Below are 18351 nucleotides of genomic sequence, written 5' to 3'. Positions count from 1 at the left end.
GCAGAATCCGCCCGCGCCCGAGGATGACCGGCGCGGAGCGTGAGCATCCGGCGCGGGACTCCGTTCGCCCGCCTTCGCATTGGTTCACGACCGCCATGGTCTGCTAATGTGGGTCTTTCCCCCGATGTTTTGAGTCCGCGATGCCCGCCGCCGAATTCGCTCCGCTCGCCGCCCCCGACCTTTCGGGCGGCGTTCTCACCGTCGACCTTGCCGCCATCGTCGCCAACTGGAAGACGCTGTCGGCGCTCGCCGCGCCGGGCGCCGCGGCCGGCGTGGTCAAGGCGGATGCGTACGGCTGCGGCGCGGTGGCAGTGGGCCGGGCGTTGGGCGCCGCCGGCTGCATCACCTTCTTCGTCGCCCTGCCCGAGGAAGGAAAGGCGTTGCGAGCGGCCCTGCCCGACGCCGCGATCTACGTGCTGAACGGCCTTCCCCCCGGCGCCTGTGAGGCGTTCGCCGCAGCCCGCCTCCGCCCGGTGATCGGCTCCCTCGCCGAGCTGGCCGAGTGGGAGGCGTTCGTTTCCGCCACCGGCTGGGCCGAGGGCGCGGCGCTGCACCTCGACACCGGCATGAACCGGCTCGGCCTCAGGCCCGAGGAGGCCAAGGCCCTGGCGCTTCGGCCCCGCGGAAAACCGCTGTTCAGCCTGGTGATGAGCCACTACGCCTGCGCCGACGAACACGGCCACCCGCTGACCGCCCGCCAGCTCGTCACCTTCCGCGAGGCCGCGGCACTGTTCCCCGGCGTGCCGGCCTCGCTGTCGAACTCGGCCGGGCTGTTCCTCGGCTCCGCGGCGCAGTTCGACCTCGCCCGGCCCGGCTACGCCCTCTATGGCGGCAACCCGACGCCATGGACGGCGAACCCGATGCGGCCGGTGGTGCGGCTCGACCTTTCCATCGTGCAGAGCCGGATCGTGCCGGCCGGCGAGACGGTGGGCTACGGCGCGCGCTGGACCGCGCCGAACACCTCCCGCATCGCCGTGGTGTCGGCCGGCTATGCCGACGGCCTCCTGCGCACCGCCACCGCCCCCGGCCTGGCGCCGGTGCTGGGGTATATCGACGGCGTCGCCTGCCCGATGGTCGGCCGCATCTCGATGGATCTCGCCGCCTTCGACGTCACCGCGGCGCCGGTGGAAAAGGTCCAGCGCGGCGATACCATCGCGCTGCTCTCCGAGCGCTTCGGCGTCGACGACTACGCCCGCGCCGCCGGCACCGTCGGCTACGAGGTCCTGACCAGCCTCAGCCAGCGATATCAAAGGCGGCACGTCGGCGGGTGAGTGCAAGGCGGGGTTCGGCGCCGCCGCGCCGACGCCTGCCGTTGACTTCCCACGCCGTTCCGTCTCGATGACGCCATGGCCAAGCGCACCATCACCTTCGTCTGCCAGGCCTGCGGCGCGGTCTATACCCGCTGGCAGGGCAAGTGCGATTCCTGCGGCGAGTGGAACACCATCGCCGAAGAGACCTCGGCCGCGGCAGCAGCGCCGGCGGCGCAGCGCCCCGGCCGCAAGGGCCGCCTCGTCGCGCTGGAATCCCTCGCCGGCGGCAGCAGGGACGCCCCCCGCACCGCCAGCGGCATCAACGAACTCGACCGCGTCACCGGCGGCGGCTTCGTGCGCGGCTCGGTGATCCTGATCGGCGGCGACCCCGGCATCGGCAAGTCGACGCTGCTGATCCAGGCCGCAGCCGCCATGGCCGGGCGCGGCGACGGCGTGGTCTACATCTCCGGCGAGGAGGCCACCGGGCAGGTGCGCCTGCGGGCCGAGCGGCTCGGCCTGTCGGCGGCCAAGGTCGCGCTCGCCGCCGAGACCAATGTCGAGGACATCCTCGCCACCTTGAGCGAGGGCCCGCCGCCCAAGCTCGCGGTGATCGATTCGATCCAGACCATGTGGACCGACGCGGTGGAATCGGCGCCCGGCACCGTCGCCCAGGTGCGCGGCTCGGCCCAAGCGCTGATCCGCTACGCCAAACGAAGCGGCGCGGCAGTGATCTTGGTCGGCCACGTCACCAAGGACGGCCAGATCGCCGGCCCGCGCGTGGTCGAGCACATGGTCGACGCCGTGCTGTCGTTCGAGGGCGAGGGCGGCCACCATTTCCGCATCCTGCGCGCGCTCAAGAACCGCTTCGGCCCGACCGACGAGATCGGCGTGTTCGAGATGACCGGGCGGGGCCTGGCCGAGGTGGCGAACCCCTCGGAGCTGTTCCTGTCCGAGCGCGACCTCGGCTCGCCCGGCACCGCGGTGTTCGCCGGCATGGAGGGCACGCGGCCGCTGCTGGTCGAGATCCAGGCGTTGGTGGCGCCGACCTCGCTCGGCACGCCGCGCCGGGCGGTGGTGGGGTGGGACTCCAACCGCCTCGCCATGGTGCTGGCGGTGCTGGAGGCGCACTGCGGCGTCAAGCTCGGCGGCTTCGACGTCTATCTCAACGTCGCCGGCGGCCTGCGCATCAATGAGCCCGCCGCCGATCTTGCCGCCGCCGCCGCGCTGGTGTCGTCGCTGGCCGGAGCGCCGCTGCCGGCGGATGCGGTCTATTTCGGCGAGGTCAGCCTGTCCGGCGCGGTGCGGCCAGTGGCGCACGCCGCCGCCCGCATCAAGGAAGCGGCCAAGCTCGGCTTCAAGCGCGCGGTGTGCCCGGAGGGCGGCCGCGACCTCGGCGAGCCGGCGCTGGCCACTTCCCCGGTCGGCGCGCTGGCCGGCCTCGTCGCCGATATCGCCGCCGCAGCGCCACGCCGCGCCGCGTCCGGCCGCCGCCCGCCGCCCGCTCGACAAGACGGATGACTTTCGCCTCGCGGCAGGGTTATAGAGAGCTGCAAACCTGTGTCACAGCCTGATCCTTCAGCCCAGATAGAGCCGGTCATGGCCGGCGATGTGGTGTTATGCCGTTGACCATTCTCGACATTGCATTGCTGGTCATCATGCTCATGTCCGGGCTGCTCGCCATGGTGCGCGGGCTGATCCGGGAGCTGTTCTCGATCGGCTCATGGCTGGCGGCGGCCGCCGCCGCCGCGGTGTTCTACCCGCAGGTGCTGCCGTTCACGAAGCAATACATCCAGCAGGATTCGCTGGCGATGGCCGCCACCGTCGGCGGCATCTTCCTGCTCACGCTGTTCGTGGTCTGGATCATCACCGCCCGCATCTCCGACGCCATTCTCGACAGCCGGGTCGGCGCGCTCGACCGCAGCCTCGGTTTCGTGTTCGGGCTGGGCCGCGGCCTGATCTTGATGGTGGTGGCGTTCCTGTTCCTGACATGGCTGCTGGAAGGCCAGGACCCGGCGCAAGCCGGCGCCAACCCGGCGCCGACGACCACCTGCGCCCAGAACCCTTCCCGCCAGCCGGCGTGGTTGCGCGATTCCAAATCCTACGCCGTGCTGTGCTCGACCGGCGACTGGCTGAAGTCGCTGCTGCCGGACGACCCCGAGGCGATGCTGAAGAACCTCAAGAAGCCGAAGGACTGATCGGCGGCCGAGCGCACCGAGCGGCGCGCCGGCCACGAAACCGTGATCGGCGCTGCCAGTCGCTTCGGCGGCGGCAGCTGCTAGAACACGCGGCGAACGCACCGTGTTGGGAGCTATCGCAAAGGCCGGCGGTCGATGCGGCTTTCGCCGATTGCGGAAACCAGTTTTGCGGGGATACCGCGCAGGACCGACGATCGGGGGCAGACCTTGTGCTCGATCCGGTCTAGAGCATTCTCCGCAAAAGCGCAGGCCGATTTTGCGAAAGACAAAGCGATCGCTCAAGGGCTTAGAGCGACTGCCGGTGCAAAGATCGGCGGATGCTTTGGAGCCTCGGCCGCAACAGGCGGGTCGGCGATGGTCGGCGACGCCGCGGCCATCGGGAGCCGAGGGCACCCGGTCCGACCGGGTGCGCTGGAGGGTCAGGGATCACGATCTGCTCGCCCCGACCCCATATCATGCTAGCGGCGGCGGCAGCCGGCGGTGGTTTCGATCGCGGATTTCCATGAATCCCTGATTTCAGATGGGAAATCCGCGACCGGGGACGGCGTGATGCCTCAAGCATCCCGGCGTCGGTGTCAGCTATTATGTCGTGTTCGGCGGAGGACGGGATGGACGAGATGGTCGGGTTCGAAGACGATCTGGACGGCGACACGCTGCGCGAGGAATGCGGCGTGTTCGGCATCTTCGGCCACCCCGACGCGGCCGCCATCACCGCCCTCGGCCTGCACGCGCTGCAGCATCGCGGCCAGGAGGCGGCCGGCATCGTCACCTTCGATGGCCGCCGCTTCCACTCCGAGCGCCGCCTTGGCCTGGTCGGCGACACCTTCTCCGACCCCGCCCTCATCAAGCAGCTCGCCGGTGACTCCGCGATCGGCCACGTCCGCTACTCGACCACCGGCGAGACCATCCTGCGCAACGTGCAGCCGCTGTTCGCCGAGATCGAGGGCGGCGGCTTCGCCATCGGCCACAATGGCAACCTGACCAACGGCTTGACGCTGCGGCGCCAATTGGTGACCGAAGGCGCCATCTGCCAATCGACCACCGACACCGAGGTGATGCTGCACCTCGTCGCCCGCTCCAAGCGCAATCGCTTCGTCGACCGCTTCGTCGAGGGCCTGCGGCAACTGGAAGGTGCCTACGCTCTGGTCGGCCTCACCAACAAGAAGCTGATCGGCGCCCGCGACCCCGCCGGCATCCGGCCGCTGGTGCTCGGCATGCTCGACGGCCATCCGATCCTGGCCTCGGAGACGTGCGCGCTCGACATCATCGGCGCCCGCTACGTGCGCGACGTCGAGAACGGCGAGGTGATCGTAGTGTCGGAGGACGGCGTCGAGAGCCTGAAGCCGTTCCCGCCGATGCCGCCGCGGCCGTGCATTTTCGAGTTCATCTATTTCGCCCGGCCGGACTCGGTGGTGGGCGGCCGCTCGGTCTACCAGGTGCGCAAGGGCTTCGGCCGCGAACTGGCGCGCGAAACCGCGGTGGAGGCCGACGTGGTGGTGCCAGTGCCCGATTCCGGCGTGCCGGCGGCGATCGGCTACGCCCAGCAGTCCGGCATTCCCTACGAACTCGGCATCATCCGCAACCACTATGTCGGCCGCACCTTCATCCAGCCGACCCAGACCATCCGCGAGATGGGGGTGCGCCTGAAGCACTCCGCCAACCGCGCCGTGGTGGCTGGCAAGCGTATCGTGCTGGTCGACGATTCGCTGGTGCGCGGCACCACCTCGGTGAAGATCGTGCAGATGATGCGCGACGCCGGCGCCCGCGAGGTGCACTTCCGCATCGCCTCCCCGCCCATCACCAACCCCGACTATTACGGCATCGACACGCCGGAGCGCGACAAGCTGCTCGCCGCCAACCACGACCTGGAAGGCATGCGCAGCTATATCGGCGCCGACACCCTGGCCTTCCTGTCGGTCGAGGGGCTTTACCGCGCCATGGGAGTCGAGGCCCGCGACCCGGTCCGGCCGCAGTTCACCGACCACTGCTTCACCGGCGACTACCCGACCGCGCTGACCGACCGCGACGGCGAGACCCCGCCGCCGCGCCAGCTGTCGCTGCTCGCCGAGGCCAGCTGATCTTTCTCTCGGAGTTAGAAGCCATGGACCGTCCGCTCGCCGGCCGTATCGCGCTGGTCACCGGCGCCTCGCGCGGCATCGGCCGCGCCACCGCCCTCGCTTTGGCCAAGGCCGGCGCCCACGTCATCGCCGTCGCCCGCACCGAGGGCGGCCTCACCGAGCTCGACGACGAGATCAAGGCCTCGACCGGCGAAGGCGCCACCCTGGTGCCGCTCGACCTCAAGGACGGCGACGGCCTCGACCGGCTCGGCGCCGCCATCTTCCAGCGCTGGAAGAAGCTCGACATCCTGGTCGCCAACGCCGCGACGCTCGGCCCGATCTCGCCGCTCGCCCACGTCGAGGTCGACCACTGGGACCACCTGATCGCGGTCAACATCACCGCCACCTGGCGGACGATCCGCGCCATGGACCCGTTGCTGCGCGCCTCCGACGCCGGCCGGGTGGTGCTGCTGTCGTCCGGTGTCGCCCAGTCGCCGCGGGCCTATTGGGGGCCGTACGCCCTCACCAAGGCCGCGGTCGACTGCATGGGCCGCACCTACGCCGCCGAGGTTGCCACCACGCCGGTGAAGGTCAACCTGTTCAACCCCGGCCCGACCCGCACCAAGATGCGCGCCACCGCCATGCCGGGCGAAGACCCCCAGACGCTGCCGCCGCCCGAGGCGCCGGCGGCGAAGATCGTCGAGCTCTGCCTGCCAAGCTTCACCGAGTCCGGCCGCATCTACGAGTACAAGACCGGCACGCTGAAGACCTTCCAGCCGCCGGCGTGAGCGTGCCCGCAGCCGTCGTCCCGGACGGTGCGTGATGCGCAGCATCCGCGCCGCGCCGGGATCGTTCGGCGAGCAGGCGTCTTTTCTGCACGCGGTTCCGGATCGCGCGGCTTCGCCGCTTGTCCGGAACGACAGCACGCAAGCCGCTCACTTGCCCTTGTCGTAGGGGTTCTTCGGCTCGCGATAGGTCACCCTGATCGGCGTGCCGGGCAGCTCGAACACCTCGCGCAGCGAGTTGGTCAGATAGCGGGTGTAGCTGTCGGGCAGCGCGTCGAGCCTGGTGCCGAATAGCACGAAGCTCGGCGGCCGTGCCTTGGCTTGCGTCGCGTAGCGGATCTTGATGCGCTTGCCGCTCACCGCCGGCGGCGGATGCTGCTCCAGCACGCCTTCCAGCCAGCGATTGATGCGCGCCGTCGAGACCCGCCGGTTCCACACCTCGTAAGCCTGAACGACCGCCGCCATCAGCCGGTCGAGCCCCTCGCCCTGCACCGCCGAGGTCGCAGCGATCGGCACGCCGCGGATCTGCGGCAAGGCGTGGTCGGTGTCCTCGCGCAGCCGCTTGATGGCGCCGGCTTTCGCCGTCACCAGATCCCACTTGGTGAAGCCGATCACCACCGCCCGCCCCTCGCGCTCGGCAAGGTCGGCGATGCGGGTGTCCTGTTCCTCGAACGGCTTGGTGGCATCCATCAGCACCACCACCACCTCGGCGAACCGCACCGCCCGCAGCGCGTCGGCGACCGACAGCTTTTCCAGCTTGTCCTCGATGCGGGCGCGACGGCGCAAGCCCGCGGTGTCCCACACCTGGAAGGCGCGGTCGTTGTAGACGAGGTCCACCGCGATGGAATCGCGGGTGATGCCGGCCTCCGGTCCGGTGAGCAGGCGGTCCTCGCCGAGCAGCGCGTTGATCAGCGTCGACTTGCCGGCATTGGGCCGGCCGATCACCGCGACCTTGATCGGGCGGGTGGGATCGATGGCCTCGCCGGCGTCGGCGTCCTCCTCATCCTCCGGCGGCCGGGCGGTGGCCTCGGGCAATGCGTCGCAGATGGCGTCGTAGAGGTCGGACAGCCCCTCGCCGTGCTCGGCCGAGAGCGGCACCGGAGTACCGAGCCCGAGTTCCCACGCTTCGGCCGCGGCTTCGGCACCGCGGCGGCCCTCGCTCTTGTTGGCGAGCAGGATCACCGGGCGGCCGGCGCGGCGCGCGACATTGGCGAAGGCGCGGTCGGTCGGCGTCAGCCCGCTGCGGACGTCGATCATGAACAAGATGGCGTCGGCGTCGCGGATCGCTGCCTCGGTCTGGGCGCGCATGCGCCCTTCCAGGCTCGCCGCATCGGCCTCTTCGAGGCCGGCGGTGTCGACGATGGTGAAGGTGAGGTCGCCGAGGTGGCCCTCGCCCTCGCGGCGGTCGCGGGTGACGCCGGGACGGTCGTCGACCAGCGCGAGGCGCTTGCCGACGAGGCGGTTGAATAGCGTCGACTTGCCGACATTGGGCCGGCCGACGATGGCGAGAGTGAACATCGGCCGCTCCTAGGATGCCTGACGGTCATGAAACGAACATCCGGCCTGCCCGGCCGGATCATGCGGTTTCCGAAAGATAACGTCGCAATCCCGGAAACGATCTCGCCGAAAATCCGCGTTCGGAAACCGGACGTTCGGCAAACGGGATACGGTTTGAAGGCGAAACCAGCCGCAAACCGTATCATACGGCTTGCGGTCGATCACGTCGTGATCAACGGAAACAGCCTCGCCGAAAAATCCTTGATGGGAAACGTATTTTCCGGCGACAGGACCGCGAAACTCCGGCCTGTTCGGCCGGATTTCTTATCAGTCCTCCGCGCCCTGCGGCTCGGCCTTGGCTCTGCTTTTCGCCTTGCCCTTGGCCTTGGCCGCCGGCTCCGCCGGCTGCTCGGCTGCCGCCGCGGGCGGCGGCGCGTTGGCCGGCTGGGGCGGCGGCTCGCCATAGTTCACACCGGGCACGCCTTCCGGGAACAGCGGCTTGCGATCGCCCGGCAGCGGCGTCTTACGCTCGTCGAACGGGTTGAGCTTGTCGAGCGACTCGCAGCCTGCCACGGCCAGCGCGCCGGCCGCGAGCAGAAGAAGACGTCGGGAAAGGGCTGCTGCCATGGCCTGCCTCAGTTGGCTTTCGCCGGCGCCGGCATCGGCGCGATGGGCGAGGACAAAAGATCGCGCAGAATCTGGCCGCGCGTGCGGAGGCTGGACGGCGCGGACGGATCGCCGACCAGCGCGTCGACCCACTGCCGGGCGGCGTCGCGGTCGCCCGCCTTCCACGCCGACAGCGCCAGCAGTTCGCGGGCGGAGTGTCGGAAGGCCGCCTCCGGCGCGGCGAGCGGCTCCAGCCGCGCCTTGAGGTCGGCATAGGGGGCGTCGTCGACCAGGATCAGCCCGGCCCGGATCTGGGCGAGGTCGCGGAACAGCGGCAGCGCCTTGGCGTCGCCGGCCAGCGCGTCGAACTCGCGCACCGCCGCCGCCTTGTCGGTCGAGGCCAACGCGCCGGCGCGGGCAAAGCGCGCCAGCAGGGCGTAGCCGGTCGGCGCGTCGGCCGCCAGCTTGGCCAGGGCGGCGTCGGCGTCCGCGGTATTGCCGTCGCTGACGAGCCGCAGCGCCGCCTCGAACCGGGCGCCGGCCGCCTCGGCCTGACGATGCTGCCACCACTCCCAGCCGCGCCAGCCCGCCACCGCGAGCACGATGACGACGGCGAGAGTCAGCACCAAGCCGCCGTACTTGCTCCAAAGCGCATGCAGCCGTTCGCGGCGAACGTCTTCCTCGACTTCCTTGAAAATATCGGACATCGGCCCAGTGAACTCCCGATCGGCCGTCTGGCCTTAAGGTGGGGTCGTGGCGAGGCCGTGGCAGAACCCGGAGGCCGGGTCAAGCCCCGACGCCCGGCAGCACCGGAACGCCGATCAGCCAATGGTGGACGCCGAACAGAAAGGCCAGCCACAGCACGGCGCCGGCCACCACCGAGGTGGTGTCGGCCCGCGTCCAGCCGCCGGGATTGCCCGGCACCTTGAGGTCGCGCCGCTTGACCGAGATGCGGTCGTAGACGCCGAACGCCAAGAAGGCGCCGAACAGCAGGATCGAGCCGAGGTCACCATTGGCGAGAAGGTGGGCCAGCGCCCAGATCTTGATGCCGACCAGCATCGGATGCTTGACCCGGTAGCGGATCAGGCTCGGCCGCGGCGGCATCGCCGCGAGCACGATGAAGGCCGGCAGCATCAGCGTCAACGCGAGGTGCTGGGTCCACACCGGCGGCGTCCACACCGGGATCAGGCCGTGGGCGCGATACTCGCCGAAGCCCCACACCATCAGCACAAGGCCACTGAGCGCCAGCACGCCGTGAACGCCCTTGTAGACGCTCTCGCTGCCGCCGAGCGCAGCGACGGTGCGCCCGCGTAGCGGCCGCAGGGTGGGCAGGAGGTGGGGGGCGAAAAACAGCAAGAGGCCGGGCACAAGCAGCGTCATGGCGGATCCGTAGGCTGTGGCGCCACCGGATCGTCGGCGGCAGGCGGCGAAGGTATAGGCGAAAACCGTGCCGGCGTCGCGGCGAAGACCGCGCCGCCGATCAAGGATCCTCAGGGTCTCTCCCGTCCGAGGCTGACGGGCTGACGCTGCATCCAGGACGACAGGCACTCGTCCGGCTGCGGCACCGCGAGCAACCTCACCCCGCCGGCTTTTTCATGGCGTAGACGTTGTCCGGCCCCGGAAAGGTACGGCTGCGGACGTCGCGGGCGTACGCCTCCACCGCCGCGGCGATGCCGGGCCCGAGGTCGCCGTAGCGCTTGACGAATTTCGGCACCCGCGGCGTCAGGCCGAGCATGTCCTCCAGCACCAGCACCTGCCCGTCGCAGGCAGCGGAGGCGCCGATGCCGATGGTGGGGCACGCCACCTCGGCGGTGATCTTGCGGGCGAGCGGCTCGGCCACCGCCTCGATCACCATGGCGAACGCACCGGCCTCGGCCACCGCGCGGGCATCGTCCTCGATCGCGGCCCAGTCGGCCTCCTCGCGGCCTTGGGCGCGGAAGCCACCCAGCACGTTGATCGACTGCGGGGTGAGGCCGATGTGCGCCATCACCGGGATGCCGCGCTCGACCAGGAAGCGGATGGTGTCGGCCATGCGCCGGCCGCCCTCCAGCTTGATGGCGCCGCAGCCGGTCTCCTTCATCACCCGCGCCGAGTTGCGGAAGGCGTCCTCGCGCGAGGCCTCGTAGCTGCCGAACGGCATGTCGATCGCCACCAGCGCGTGCCTGGAGCCGCGCATCACCGCCAGCCCCTGCAGGATCATCATGTCGAGCGTGACCGGCACGGTGGATTCGAGCCCGTGCATCACCATCCCGAGCGAGTCGCCGACCAAGATGACGTCACACACCGCATCGACCAGGCGCGCGGTGTGGGTGTGATAGGCGGTCAGCGACACGATCGGCTCGCCGTTCTTGCGGGCACGGATGTCGGGAGCAGTGAGGCGGCGGGTCTCGGCGTGGGCGGACATGACGGCACCAGATCGGACGGGGGCCGTTGCTATAGGACAGAACGGCGCCGGCGTCGCCGCCCTGCCCGTACGACTTCGGTCGCAGGCGACGAGGCAAGCAGGGCATCCGGCCGATGCCGGCTCGACCCGGCCCAGCGGTCAAGGCCTCGGCGGGCTGACCGGGTCCTCGCCCGGCAGGGCGGTGGCCTCTTCGAGCACGTCGCGGACATAAAGCTGCTTGACCGCGACGAATGCCACCGCGGTGAGCGGCGCGGCAAACAGCACGCCGAGCGGGCCGAGCAGCACGCCGAACGCCACCAGCGCGAACAGCGTCAGCGCCGGCGGCAGGTTGACCGTCTCGCGCTGGATCAGCGGCAAAATGAGGTTGCTCTCGATCTGCTGCACCACCAGGAACAGCACCAGCACCCACAGTGCGGTACCGGAGTCGACCGAAAACGCCACCAGGAGCGCCGGCACCGCGCTGAGGATCGGCCCCGCCACCGGCACGAACTCGCCGAGGCCGGCCACCAGCCCCAGCGCCAGCGCCGACGGCACCCCGAGCAGATAGAGCCCGCCGGCGGTGAGGATGGCGACCAGCAGCATCGACACCAACTGGCCGAGGAACCACAGCTTGAGCACCCGGCCGGCGGCATCGAGCGCGACGCCGAGCCGCTGGCGCGCCGGCTCGGGAAACAGCGTGAGCGCGCCGCGGGCATAGAGGCCAGGGCTCGCGGCGAGATAGATGCCGGCGACCACCACCAGCATGACGCCGGCAATGATGCCGACCAAGCCCGAGGTATAGCCGGCGATTTCCTGGACGACGTTGCCGCGCCGGGCGAACCCTGCGGCCTCGCGGCCGATCAGCTCGGCAGCATTGGGGATGCCGATGGTGCGGCCGAGGTCGTCGAGCTGCGCCGGCAATTGCTGAAACAGCGTGGTGAACTGGCCCGACAGCTGGGCCCCGAGCAGCACGCCGAACGTCGCCGCGCTGCCGAGCACTGCCGCGCCGGCCAGCACGAGCGCCCATCCGGCGGAAACCGGCAGCACCCGCTCGATCCCATCGGCGAAGCTCCGCAGGATGGTGGCCACCACCACCGCCGCGAACGCCAGCACCAGCACGTCTGCGAGCTGCCATAGCAGCAGCGCCAGCACCACAACGCCGAGAACGGCCAGCGTCGCCTGCACCAGCCGCGGCACGTCGAGCAGTTGCGCTGGCGGCGCCTCCCGATCACCTCGGGCGCCGCCGCCAGCGTCAGCCGCTTTGGTCATGCCCGCGGCCTCAATCGGCCGCGCCGATCACCAGCACGCCGTCGCTCTTGCGCGACTCGACGGTCTTGCCGCTGGGGCCCGGGCTGTCGAGCTTGGCGCTCTCGGTGCAGGCGAACGGGTATTCGCCCGGCCGCTTCGGCGTGCGCAGATTGAGCACGACCGAGGTGCCGTCTTCGAGCCCGACGCGGCCGAGGAAGGCATCGGAGTCGGAGACGCCCTTGAGGTTCTTCGACACCACCAGGAACTCGGTGGCATCGAACACGGCCCGCCCGCCGCTACGGTTGGTCAGGCGCAATTGGGCGGCGGTGTTGGCCGGCAGACGCGGCCGGAGCTGTTGGCAGCGCAACTCGCCGTCGACCCGCTCAATCACCAGTTCGACGACCGGCGGAACCGATCCGGTGACGTCGCCCGTGGCGGCGGCGGCCGGAGCGGGGGGCGTGGCGACCGGCTCGCCGGTCTGGGCGGATACCGGGGTCGCAACCGCGACTGCCGCAACAAGCGCAACGGACAGCCACGCTCTGGAAACCCGAGCGGGAGAGATCGCGGTCGGAAACGACCGGACAGGGAATACTTGCATGCGGCACCTCCAAGGTGGCGCAACAACGGCCCACGCAACCAACCGGTTCCGGCCGGGTGGCACCGAAGCCGCTGCGCAACTGGCAAGGCTGCGCCCAACGCGCCGCCGCACACGCTTCGGGGAGGGTGCGACAGACGGCCGCATTCTTGCATTCTGCGCGGTCATCTGCCCATCAGATGAACAAAGGATGCCAGCTTTGTCAGCGTGTTGCTTGAATGAGGACCAGGCATTGCCTTCGGAGAAGGCGATGCCTGGTAAAGTTCTAGACAAACTGCCTATCAAATCGTCAGCAATCGGCTGGCTTCGCGGCAGCCTCGGCGCCGCCGCCGTGCTGGCCGGCGTGCTGGCCGCCGGCCCGGCCTGGGCCGGCGCGCCGGAGAACTCCGGTCACGTCGCCTGGGTGCTGACGTCCGCGGTGCTGGTGCTGTTCATGACACTGCCGGGCCTTGCGCTGTTCTACGGCGGGCTGCTCCACGCCAAGAACCTGCTGTCGATCATGATGCAGTGCTTCGCCATCTGCTGCGTGGTCTCGCTGCTGTGGATGGCGGTCGGCTACAGCCTCGCCTTCGACGGCGACGCGGCGCTGCTGGGCGGCTTCGGCCGGATGTTCTTCAGCGGCTTCGAGGACCCCTACGGCACCACCTACATCCCCGAGAACGTGTTCGCGCTGTTCCAGATGACGTTCGCGGTGATCACCCCGGCGCTGATCGTCGGCGCCTTCGCCGAGCGGGTGAACTTCTCCTTCGTCATCGCCTTCAGCGCGCTGTGGCTGCTCGCGGTCTACGTTCCCACCGCCCATTGGCTGTGGGGCAGCGGCTGGCTCGCCGCGCTCGGCGCGCTCGATTTCGCCGGCGGCATCGTCGTCCACACCACCGCCGGGGTGTCGGCGCTGGTGCTGGCGGTGATGATCGGCCGCCGCACCGGGTTCCCCACCGGGCTGACGCCGCCGCACAGCCCCGGCCTCACCATGATGGGCGCCGGCATGCTGTGGGTCGGCTGGTTCGGCTTCAACGGCGGCAGCGCGCTCGCCGCCGACGCCAGCGCCGGCTCCGCCATCCTGGCCACCCACACCGCCGCCTCGGCCGGCGCGCTGACCTGGATCGCGCTGGAGTGGATGAAGACCGGCAAGCCGACCTCGATCGGCATCGCCACCGGCTGCATCGCCGGGCTTGCCACCATCACCCCGATGGCGGGCTATGCCGGGCCGGCCGGCGCCTTGGTGGTCGGCCTCGCCGCCGGCGTGGTGTGCTACTTCGCCACGCTGTTCGTGAAGCACCGCCTCAAGATCGACGACTCGCTCGACGTGTTCGCGGTCCATGGCTGCGGCGGCATGATGGGCTCGCTGCTGCTGCCGGTGTTCGCCCTTACCGCGCTCGGCGGCTCCGGCGTCAGCGACGACCGGCTGGTCGAGATGATCGGGGTGCAGGCGCTCGCGGTGGCGGTGACGGCGGTGTGGTCGGGCCTCGCGACCGTGCTGATCGCGCGGCTGATCGGCGGCCTGACGCCGATGCGGGTCGGCCAGGACGAGGAGTATTCCGGCCTCGACATCGCCACCCACGGCGAGCGCGCCTACGAGAACGCCTGATCCGGCATCCGGACGATCACGCCGTGATCCCGGAACCAACCTCGCCGAAAAATCCTCGATCGAACGGGATTTTTCGGCGAGCGGGCAAACTCAGTGCGGCGCGATCAGCCCGGAACCGTCTCGCCCGGCGCATGGACCGGGTCGGTCTTGAACATCACCTCGATCAGCCGCCGGTTTGCCCGCGTCGCGTCGAAGCGCTGCTCGGCCAGCCGGCGGCTCTCCCGCCCCATCTGCTCGATCAGGTCGGGCTGGGCGATGAAGCGCTCCATCGCCGCCACCAGGGCGTCGACGTCCTGGATCGGCACCATGAAGCCGTTGACGCCCTCCGCCACCGTGTCGCGGCAGCCGGGCGCATCGGTGGTGATCACGGCGCAGCCCATCGCCATCGCCTCCTGGGTGCTGCGCGGCACCCCTTCGCGATAGAACGACGGCAGCACGAACACGCTGGTTTCGGCCAGATACGGCTTTACGTCGACCTGCCCCGGCCAGGTGACGATGCCGCTCTCGACCCAGGGCTGCAGGTCGTCCGGCTGAATGCCGCCGGGATTGCAGTCCACCGAGCCCAGCAGCCAGAACCGCACCTCGGGGTGGCGGGCCTTCACCTGTTCCGCCGCCTTCAGGAATTCGAACACCCCTTTTTCGCGCAGGATGCGGGACATCATGGTGAAGGTGATCGGCGATCCCGGCCGGCGGCTCGGCGGCCGCCACTCGTCGAGCGCAACGCCGATGCCGCCGAGCAGCACGGTCTTGTCGGCCTTGAGATTGCACCAGCGGCTGAGGTCGCGGGCGTCGTCCGGGTTCAGCACCACCACCGTGTGCGCCAACCGGAACGCCAGGCGATAAAGCTGGACCAGCACCCAGCGCACCACGCGCTGCTTCAATCCGCTGCTGGGGATGAAGGCGTAGCCGAGCCCCTCGATCATCGCCACCCGGTTCGGCACGCCGGCCGCCGCCGCCGCCAGGGTGCCCCACACCACCGCCTTGGCGGCGAAGGTGAAGGCCACCGCCGGCCGCTCGCGGCGGAACCACCGCCACAGCGCGTAAAGCGCGCCGAGGTCGGCCAGCGGATTGAGCCCGGTGCGCGCCAGCGGATAGTCGTGGGCGGCGGCCCCCATCGCCGCGATCGCGCCGCGGGTCTCGTCGGTAAAGTCTGGCGCGAGCACGGCGACCTTGCTGCCGATCCCGACCAGGTCGTCAATCAACGGCCCACGAAAGTTGATCGTCATGCCGGCGTGCGGACCGACAAGAGCGACGTAGGCTGTCGTCCCAGTAGAATTCATCATTTCCCAGCCAAGCCGTTCCCGTTCCACCGAGGGCGACTGCCATCGCGAGGGTCCGGACCAGCCGATGCCGCCAACGCCGTCCATCACAAATCTGGCTCGAATAGAGCCGCTCGTGCCAGCAGCGGGGCGTCCAACGGAATGCGCCACGTTGTTGACGACCTCCGACATCGAAAACCCTGGCCACGCGCCCACCACAGCCGATGGGACAAACCACAATAACCACACAATTAGGCTGCGCAGAACGCCGTCAGAACACACCTCCCCCGCGAATCGACGGCCTCCGAGGCCCGATGAGTTGCGGAAACTCTACAAAAAGCTTCACATCCTGTCATGTTTCAAATCTAACGCTACCATGCTGGCGCCACCGTTGGCGAGCGCGCGGCGCCGACATTGCTCAACTCAAGCCAGCGAATTACTCTCTAAGGCTGCACTAATCAACCAGCGCAGCCATGGGCTGTCGAAACATGCGCCGGTAACCAGAACGGTCGCAGCCGGTTCGGGACGGGAGGCGCCGCCTGCTCGCACCGGCGCGGCTCGGCGATATAGAAACGCACCGCCCCAACCTGGCCACTGCAACCTCCGAGGACGCCGACCATGCCGACCCGCCTTCCGTGCCGATCGATGTGCCGGGTTCGCCAGGCCCTGCTCGCCTCCGCGGCGCTGCTGGCGTTTGGCACTGCCGCTGCCGCTGCCGAGCTGCCCTTGACCCGCGTGGTGCTGTCGAGCGCCGGGCTGGGCCAGTTCAGCCATGAAGGCTCCGTCACCGCCGGCACGGCAATCGATCTTCAGGTGCGGCGCGACCAGGTCGACGACGTGCTGAAGAGCCTCACGGTGTTCGATGCGCTGGGCGCGCTCGGGCCGGTCAGCCTGCCTGGCAGGGAGCCGTTGGAGGAGTTGTTCCGCGATCTGCCGTTCGACCGCGAGGCGCTGGCCTCGCCGACCGCGCTCCTCAACGCGCTGGTCGGCAGTGAGATCGAGATCGCCGGACCGGTGGCGGCGCGCGGCCGCATCTTTGCGGTCGAGCCGGAGCAGGTCGAGCGGCCCGACGGCCGCGGCATCGCCACCCGCCACCGGCTGTCGCTGGTCACCGACGGCGGCATGGTCCAGGCGGTGTTCGAGGAGATCACCCGGCTCACCTTCACCGACCCGGAGGCCAGGAAGCAGATCGACCGCGCCCTCGCCGGCCTCACCGAGAACCGCGCCAAGGACCGCCGCCGGCTGTCGATCGAGGTGCCCGGCGAGCGCACGCGCCCGGTCGCGGTGAGCTACGTTGTCGGCGCGCCGATCTGGAAGGCCAGTTGGCGCCTGGTGCTGCCGAAGGCCGACGCCAAGGCGGATGGCAAGGCGCGGCTGCAGGGCTGGGCGGTGCTGGAGAATCTCACCGGCGGCGACTGGAAAGACGTCGAGCTGACGCTGGTGTCCGGCAATCCGGTGGCGCTGACGCAGCCGCTCTACACCGCGGTGTTCGGCCACCAGACCGAGGTGCCGATCGCCGGCGGCGCGGGCGTGGCGCCGCGCCTCGACGGCGCCCAGCCGGCCGCGGTGGCGCGGGGCGGCGGCCGCAACAAGTCGCTGCAACGGTTCGATGAGGAGGCGCTTGCCGAACGGGCCGCCCCGGCGCCGATGCTGGCGCCGCCGGGCCTGCCGCCGCTCGCGGGCGCGGCACCCGCCAGCGCGGCGGCGACCGAGGAGGCCGCCACCCAGTTGATCTACCGCTTCCCCCAGCGGGTGTCGCTGCCGACCGGCCACACCATGATGGTGCCGTTCGTCGACCGCGAGGTGGCGGTCGAGCGAGTGTGGCTCTACCAGCCGCAGACCGACCGCAGCCGGCCGCTGGCGGCGCTGCGGCTCAGCAATGACGGCGACATCGCGCTGCCGCCCGGCATCGTCACCGCCTACGACACCACCGCCGCCGGCGCGGTGCAGCACCTCGGCGACGCCATGCTGCCGCTGGTGCCGCGCGGCGGCGCCAGGTTCGTCGCCCTCGCGCTCGACGCCAGGACCGAGATCAGGCGCGAGGACCGCGGCGTCCGCCGCACCACGGTCGGCACTCTCGCCAACGGCCGGCTGACCACCACGGTGCGCGCGCGCCGGACCCTCGCCTACGAGATCGCGCCGCCGCCGGACCAGGACCGCACCATCGTCATCGAGGAAAACCGCACCGCCGGCTGGACGCCGGCCGCCGACGTCGAGAACGTCGAGGCGACGCCGACGCTCTACCGCTGGCGCGTCGCCGCCCCCAAGGGCAAGACCACCAAGGCCGAGTTCGTCACCGAGCGCATGGACAGCCAGAGCGTGGCGCTGACAACCCTCACCGCCGAGGACATGCTGGTGCAGGTCAAGGGCCTCGACAACGAGGGCGAGGCGGTCAAGGCTGCAGTCGAGCGCCTCTCCGACCTCGTCGGCGATATCGCCAAGGCGCAGGCGCAACGCGACCAGACTGCCGCCGAGCGCGACCGCATCACCCGCGACCAGGAGCGTGTTCGTGCTAACTTGCGATCGGTCGGCTCCGGCACCGACCTCGGCCGGCGCTATCTCGACATGCTGCGCAGCCAGGAGAACCGCCTCGCCGAGCTGACGAAATCGGATCTGGCGCTGGCCGACACCATCGCCCAGCGGCGCAAGGCGGCCGAGGACCTGGTCAAGACGCTGAAGCTGTGAGGCGGCAGCTCAACAGGGCTCCAGGACCACCAGGAGCCCGCCATGGTTGAGACCGGAAACCGACGATCATCACCAACCGGGACGTCATCCCAACGGCCCCGGATGCCGACGCGTGGAGCCGTTGAACGCGTGGGCCGTTGAAGCCGTTGAAACTCGCAGTGTTTCGTTCGCGAAATCAGTGTTTCACCAACATCCCGATCGGA

General features: G+C 70.0%; 15 protein-coding genes. 7 read left to right on the top strand and 8 right to left on the bottom strand.

Annotation, left to right across the window (positions count from 1 at the left end; translation table 11 throughout):
- Positions 1-140 precede the first annotated feature (140 nt).
- The 5 genes from alr (at position 141) to BVIR_RS03250 (ending at position 6290) form a co-directional block, all read left to right on the top strand.
- The gene (alr, locus tag BVIR_RS03270; protein WP_055036415.1) at positions 141-1271 is read left to right on the top strand and encodes an alanine racemase; all 1131 of its coding nucleotides are present in this window, start codon (positions 141-143) and stop codon (positions 1269-1271) included.
- Between the two features lie 75 nt (positions 1272-1346).
- Complete coding sequence (gene radA / locus BVIR_RS03265; protein ID WP_055036414.1) at positions 1347-2768, top strand: DNA repair protein RadA; 1422 nt, start codon at positions 1347-1349, stop codon at positions 2766-2768.
- 98 nt (positions 2769-2866) lie between these two features.
- Entirely contained in the window at positions 2867-3445 is a 579-nt protein-coding gene (locus tag BVIR_RS03260) for a CvpA family protein (RefSeq protein WP_236823681.1), read from the top strand.
- Positions 3446-4053: 608 nt separating this feature from the next.
- Complete coding sequence (gene purF / locus BVIR_RS03255; protein ID WP_236823679.1) at positions 4054-5523, top strand: amidophosphoribosyltransferase; 1470 nt, start codon at positions 4054-4056, stop codon at positions 5521-5523.
- A gap of 23 nt (positions 5524-5546) precedes the next feature.
- Complete coding sequence (locus tag BVIR_RS03250) at positions 5547-6290, top strand: SDR family NAD(P)-dependent oxidoreductase (RefSeq protein ID WP_055036412.1); 744 nt, start codon at positions 5547-5549, stop codon at positions 6288-6290.
- A 147-nt stretch (positions 6291-6437) separates the two neighbouring features.
- Here BVIR_RS03250 and der read toward each other — a convergent pair whose 3' ends face one another.
- From der to BVIR_RS16610, 7 genes are all read right to left on the bottom strand, one after another.
- The gene (der, locus tag BVIR_RS03245; RefSeq protein WP_055036411.1) at positions 6438-7805 is read right to left on the bottom strand and encodes a ribosome biogenesis GTPase Der; all 1368 of its coding nucleotides are present in this window, start codon (positions 7803-7805) and stop codon (positions 6438-6440) included.
- A 306-nt stretch (positions 7806-8111) separates the two neighbouring features.
- The gene (locus BVIR_RS03240) at positions 8112-8411 is read right to left on the bottom strand and encodes a hypothetical protein (RefSeq protein WP_055036410.1); all 300 of its coding nucleotides are present in this window, start codon (positions 8409-8411) and stop codon (positions 8112-8114) included.
- A gap of 8 nt (positions 8412-8419) precedes the next feature.
- Positions 8420-9097 (bottom strand): tetratricopeptide repeat protein, encoded by a 678-nt coding sequence (locus tag BVIR_RS03235; protein ID WP_055036409.1) that lies wholly within the window; start codon positions 9095-9097, stop codon positions 8420-8422.
- Between the two features lie 79 nt (positions 9098-9176).
- The gene (locus tag BVIR_RS03230) at positions 9177-9770 is read right to left on the bottom strand and encodes an NnrU family protein (protein ID WP_055036408.1); all 594 of its coding nucleotides are present in this window, start codon (positions 9768-9770) and stop codon (positions 9177-9179) included.
- Between the two features lie 196 nt (positions 9771-9966).
- Positions 9967-10794: a 3-methyl-2-oxobutanoate hydroxymethyltransferase gene (gene panB / locus BVIR_RS03225; protein ID WP_055036407.1), complete on the bottom strand. Its 828-nt coding sequence runs from the start codon at positions 10792-10794 to the stop codon at positions 9967-9969.
- Positions 10795-10932: 138 nt separating this feature from the next.
- On the bottom strand, positions 10933-12042 hold the full coding sequence (locus BVIR_RS03220) for an AI-2E family transporter (protein WP_055036406.1): 1110 nt from the start codon (positions 12040-12042) through the stop codon (positions 10933-10935).
- Between the two features lie 10 nt (positions 12043-12052).
- Complete coding sequence (locus BVIR_RS16610; protein WP_058124816.1) at positions 12053-12619, bottom strand: cupredoxin domain-containing protein; 567 nt, start codon at positions 12617-12619, stop codon at positions 12053-12055.
- 247 nt (positions 12620-12866) lie between these two features.
- Here BVIR_RS16610 and BVIR_RS03210 point away from each other — a divergent pair, with 247 nt between their 5' ends.
- Positions 12867-14204, top strand: coding sequence for an ammonium transporter (locus BVIR_RS03210; protein WP_082416628.1), 1338 nt, complete (start codon positions 12867-12869; stop codon positions 14202-14204).
- A 104-nt stretch (positions 14205-14308) separates the two neighbouring features.
- Here BVIR_RS03210 and BVIR_RS03205 read toward each other — a convergent pair whose 3' ends face one another.
- A complete protein-coding gene (locus tag BVIR_RS03205) occupies positions 14309-15430 on the bottom strand; it encodes a glycosyltransferase family 4 protein (protein ID WP_197604391.1) in 1122 nt (373 codons plus the stop codon).
- A 651-nt stretch (positions 15431-16081) separates the two neighbouring features.
- Here BVIR_RS03205 and BVIR_RS03200 point away from each other — a divergent pair.
- Positions 16082-18148: a DUF4139 domain-containing protein gene (locus tag BVIR_RS03200; RefSeq protein ID WP_145911881.1), complete on the top strand. Its 2067-nt coding sequence runs from the start codon at positions 16082-16084 to the stop codon at positions 18146-18148.
- Positions 18149-18351: the final 203 nt, after the last annotated feature.

The organism is Blastochloris viridis, from assembly GCF_001402875.1.
Taxonomy (GTDB): domain Bacteria; phylum Pseudomonadota; class Alphaproteobacteria; order Rhizobiales; family Xanthobacteraceae; genus Blastochloris; species Blastochloris viridis.
Note: the sequence above shows the minus strand (reverse complement) of the source record. Positions and strands in the feature narration are given on the sequence as shown.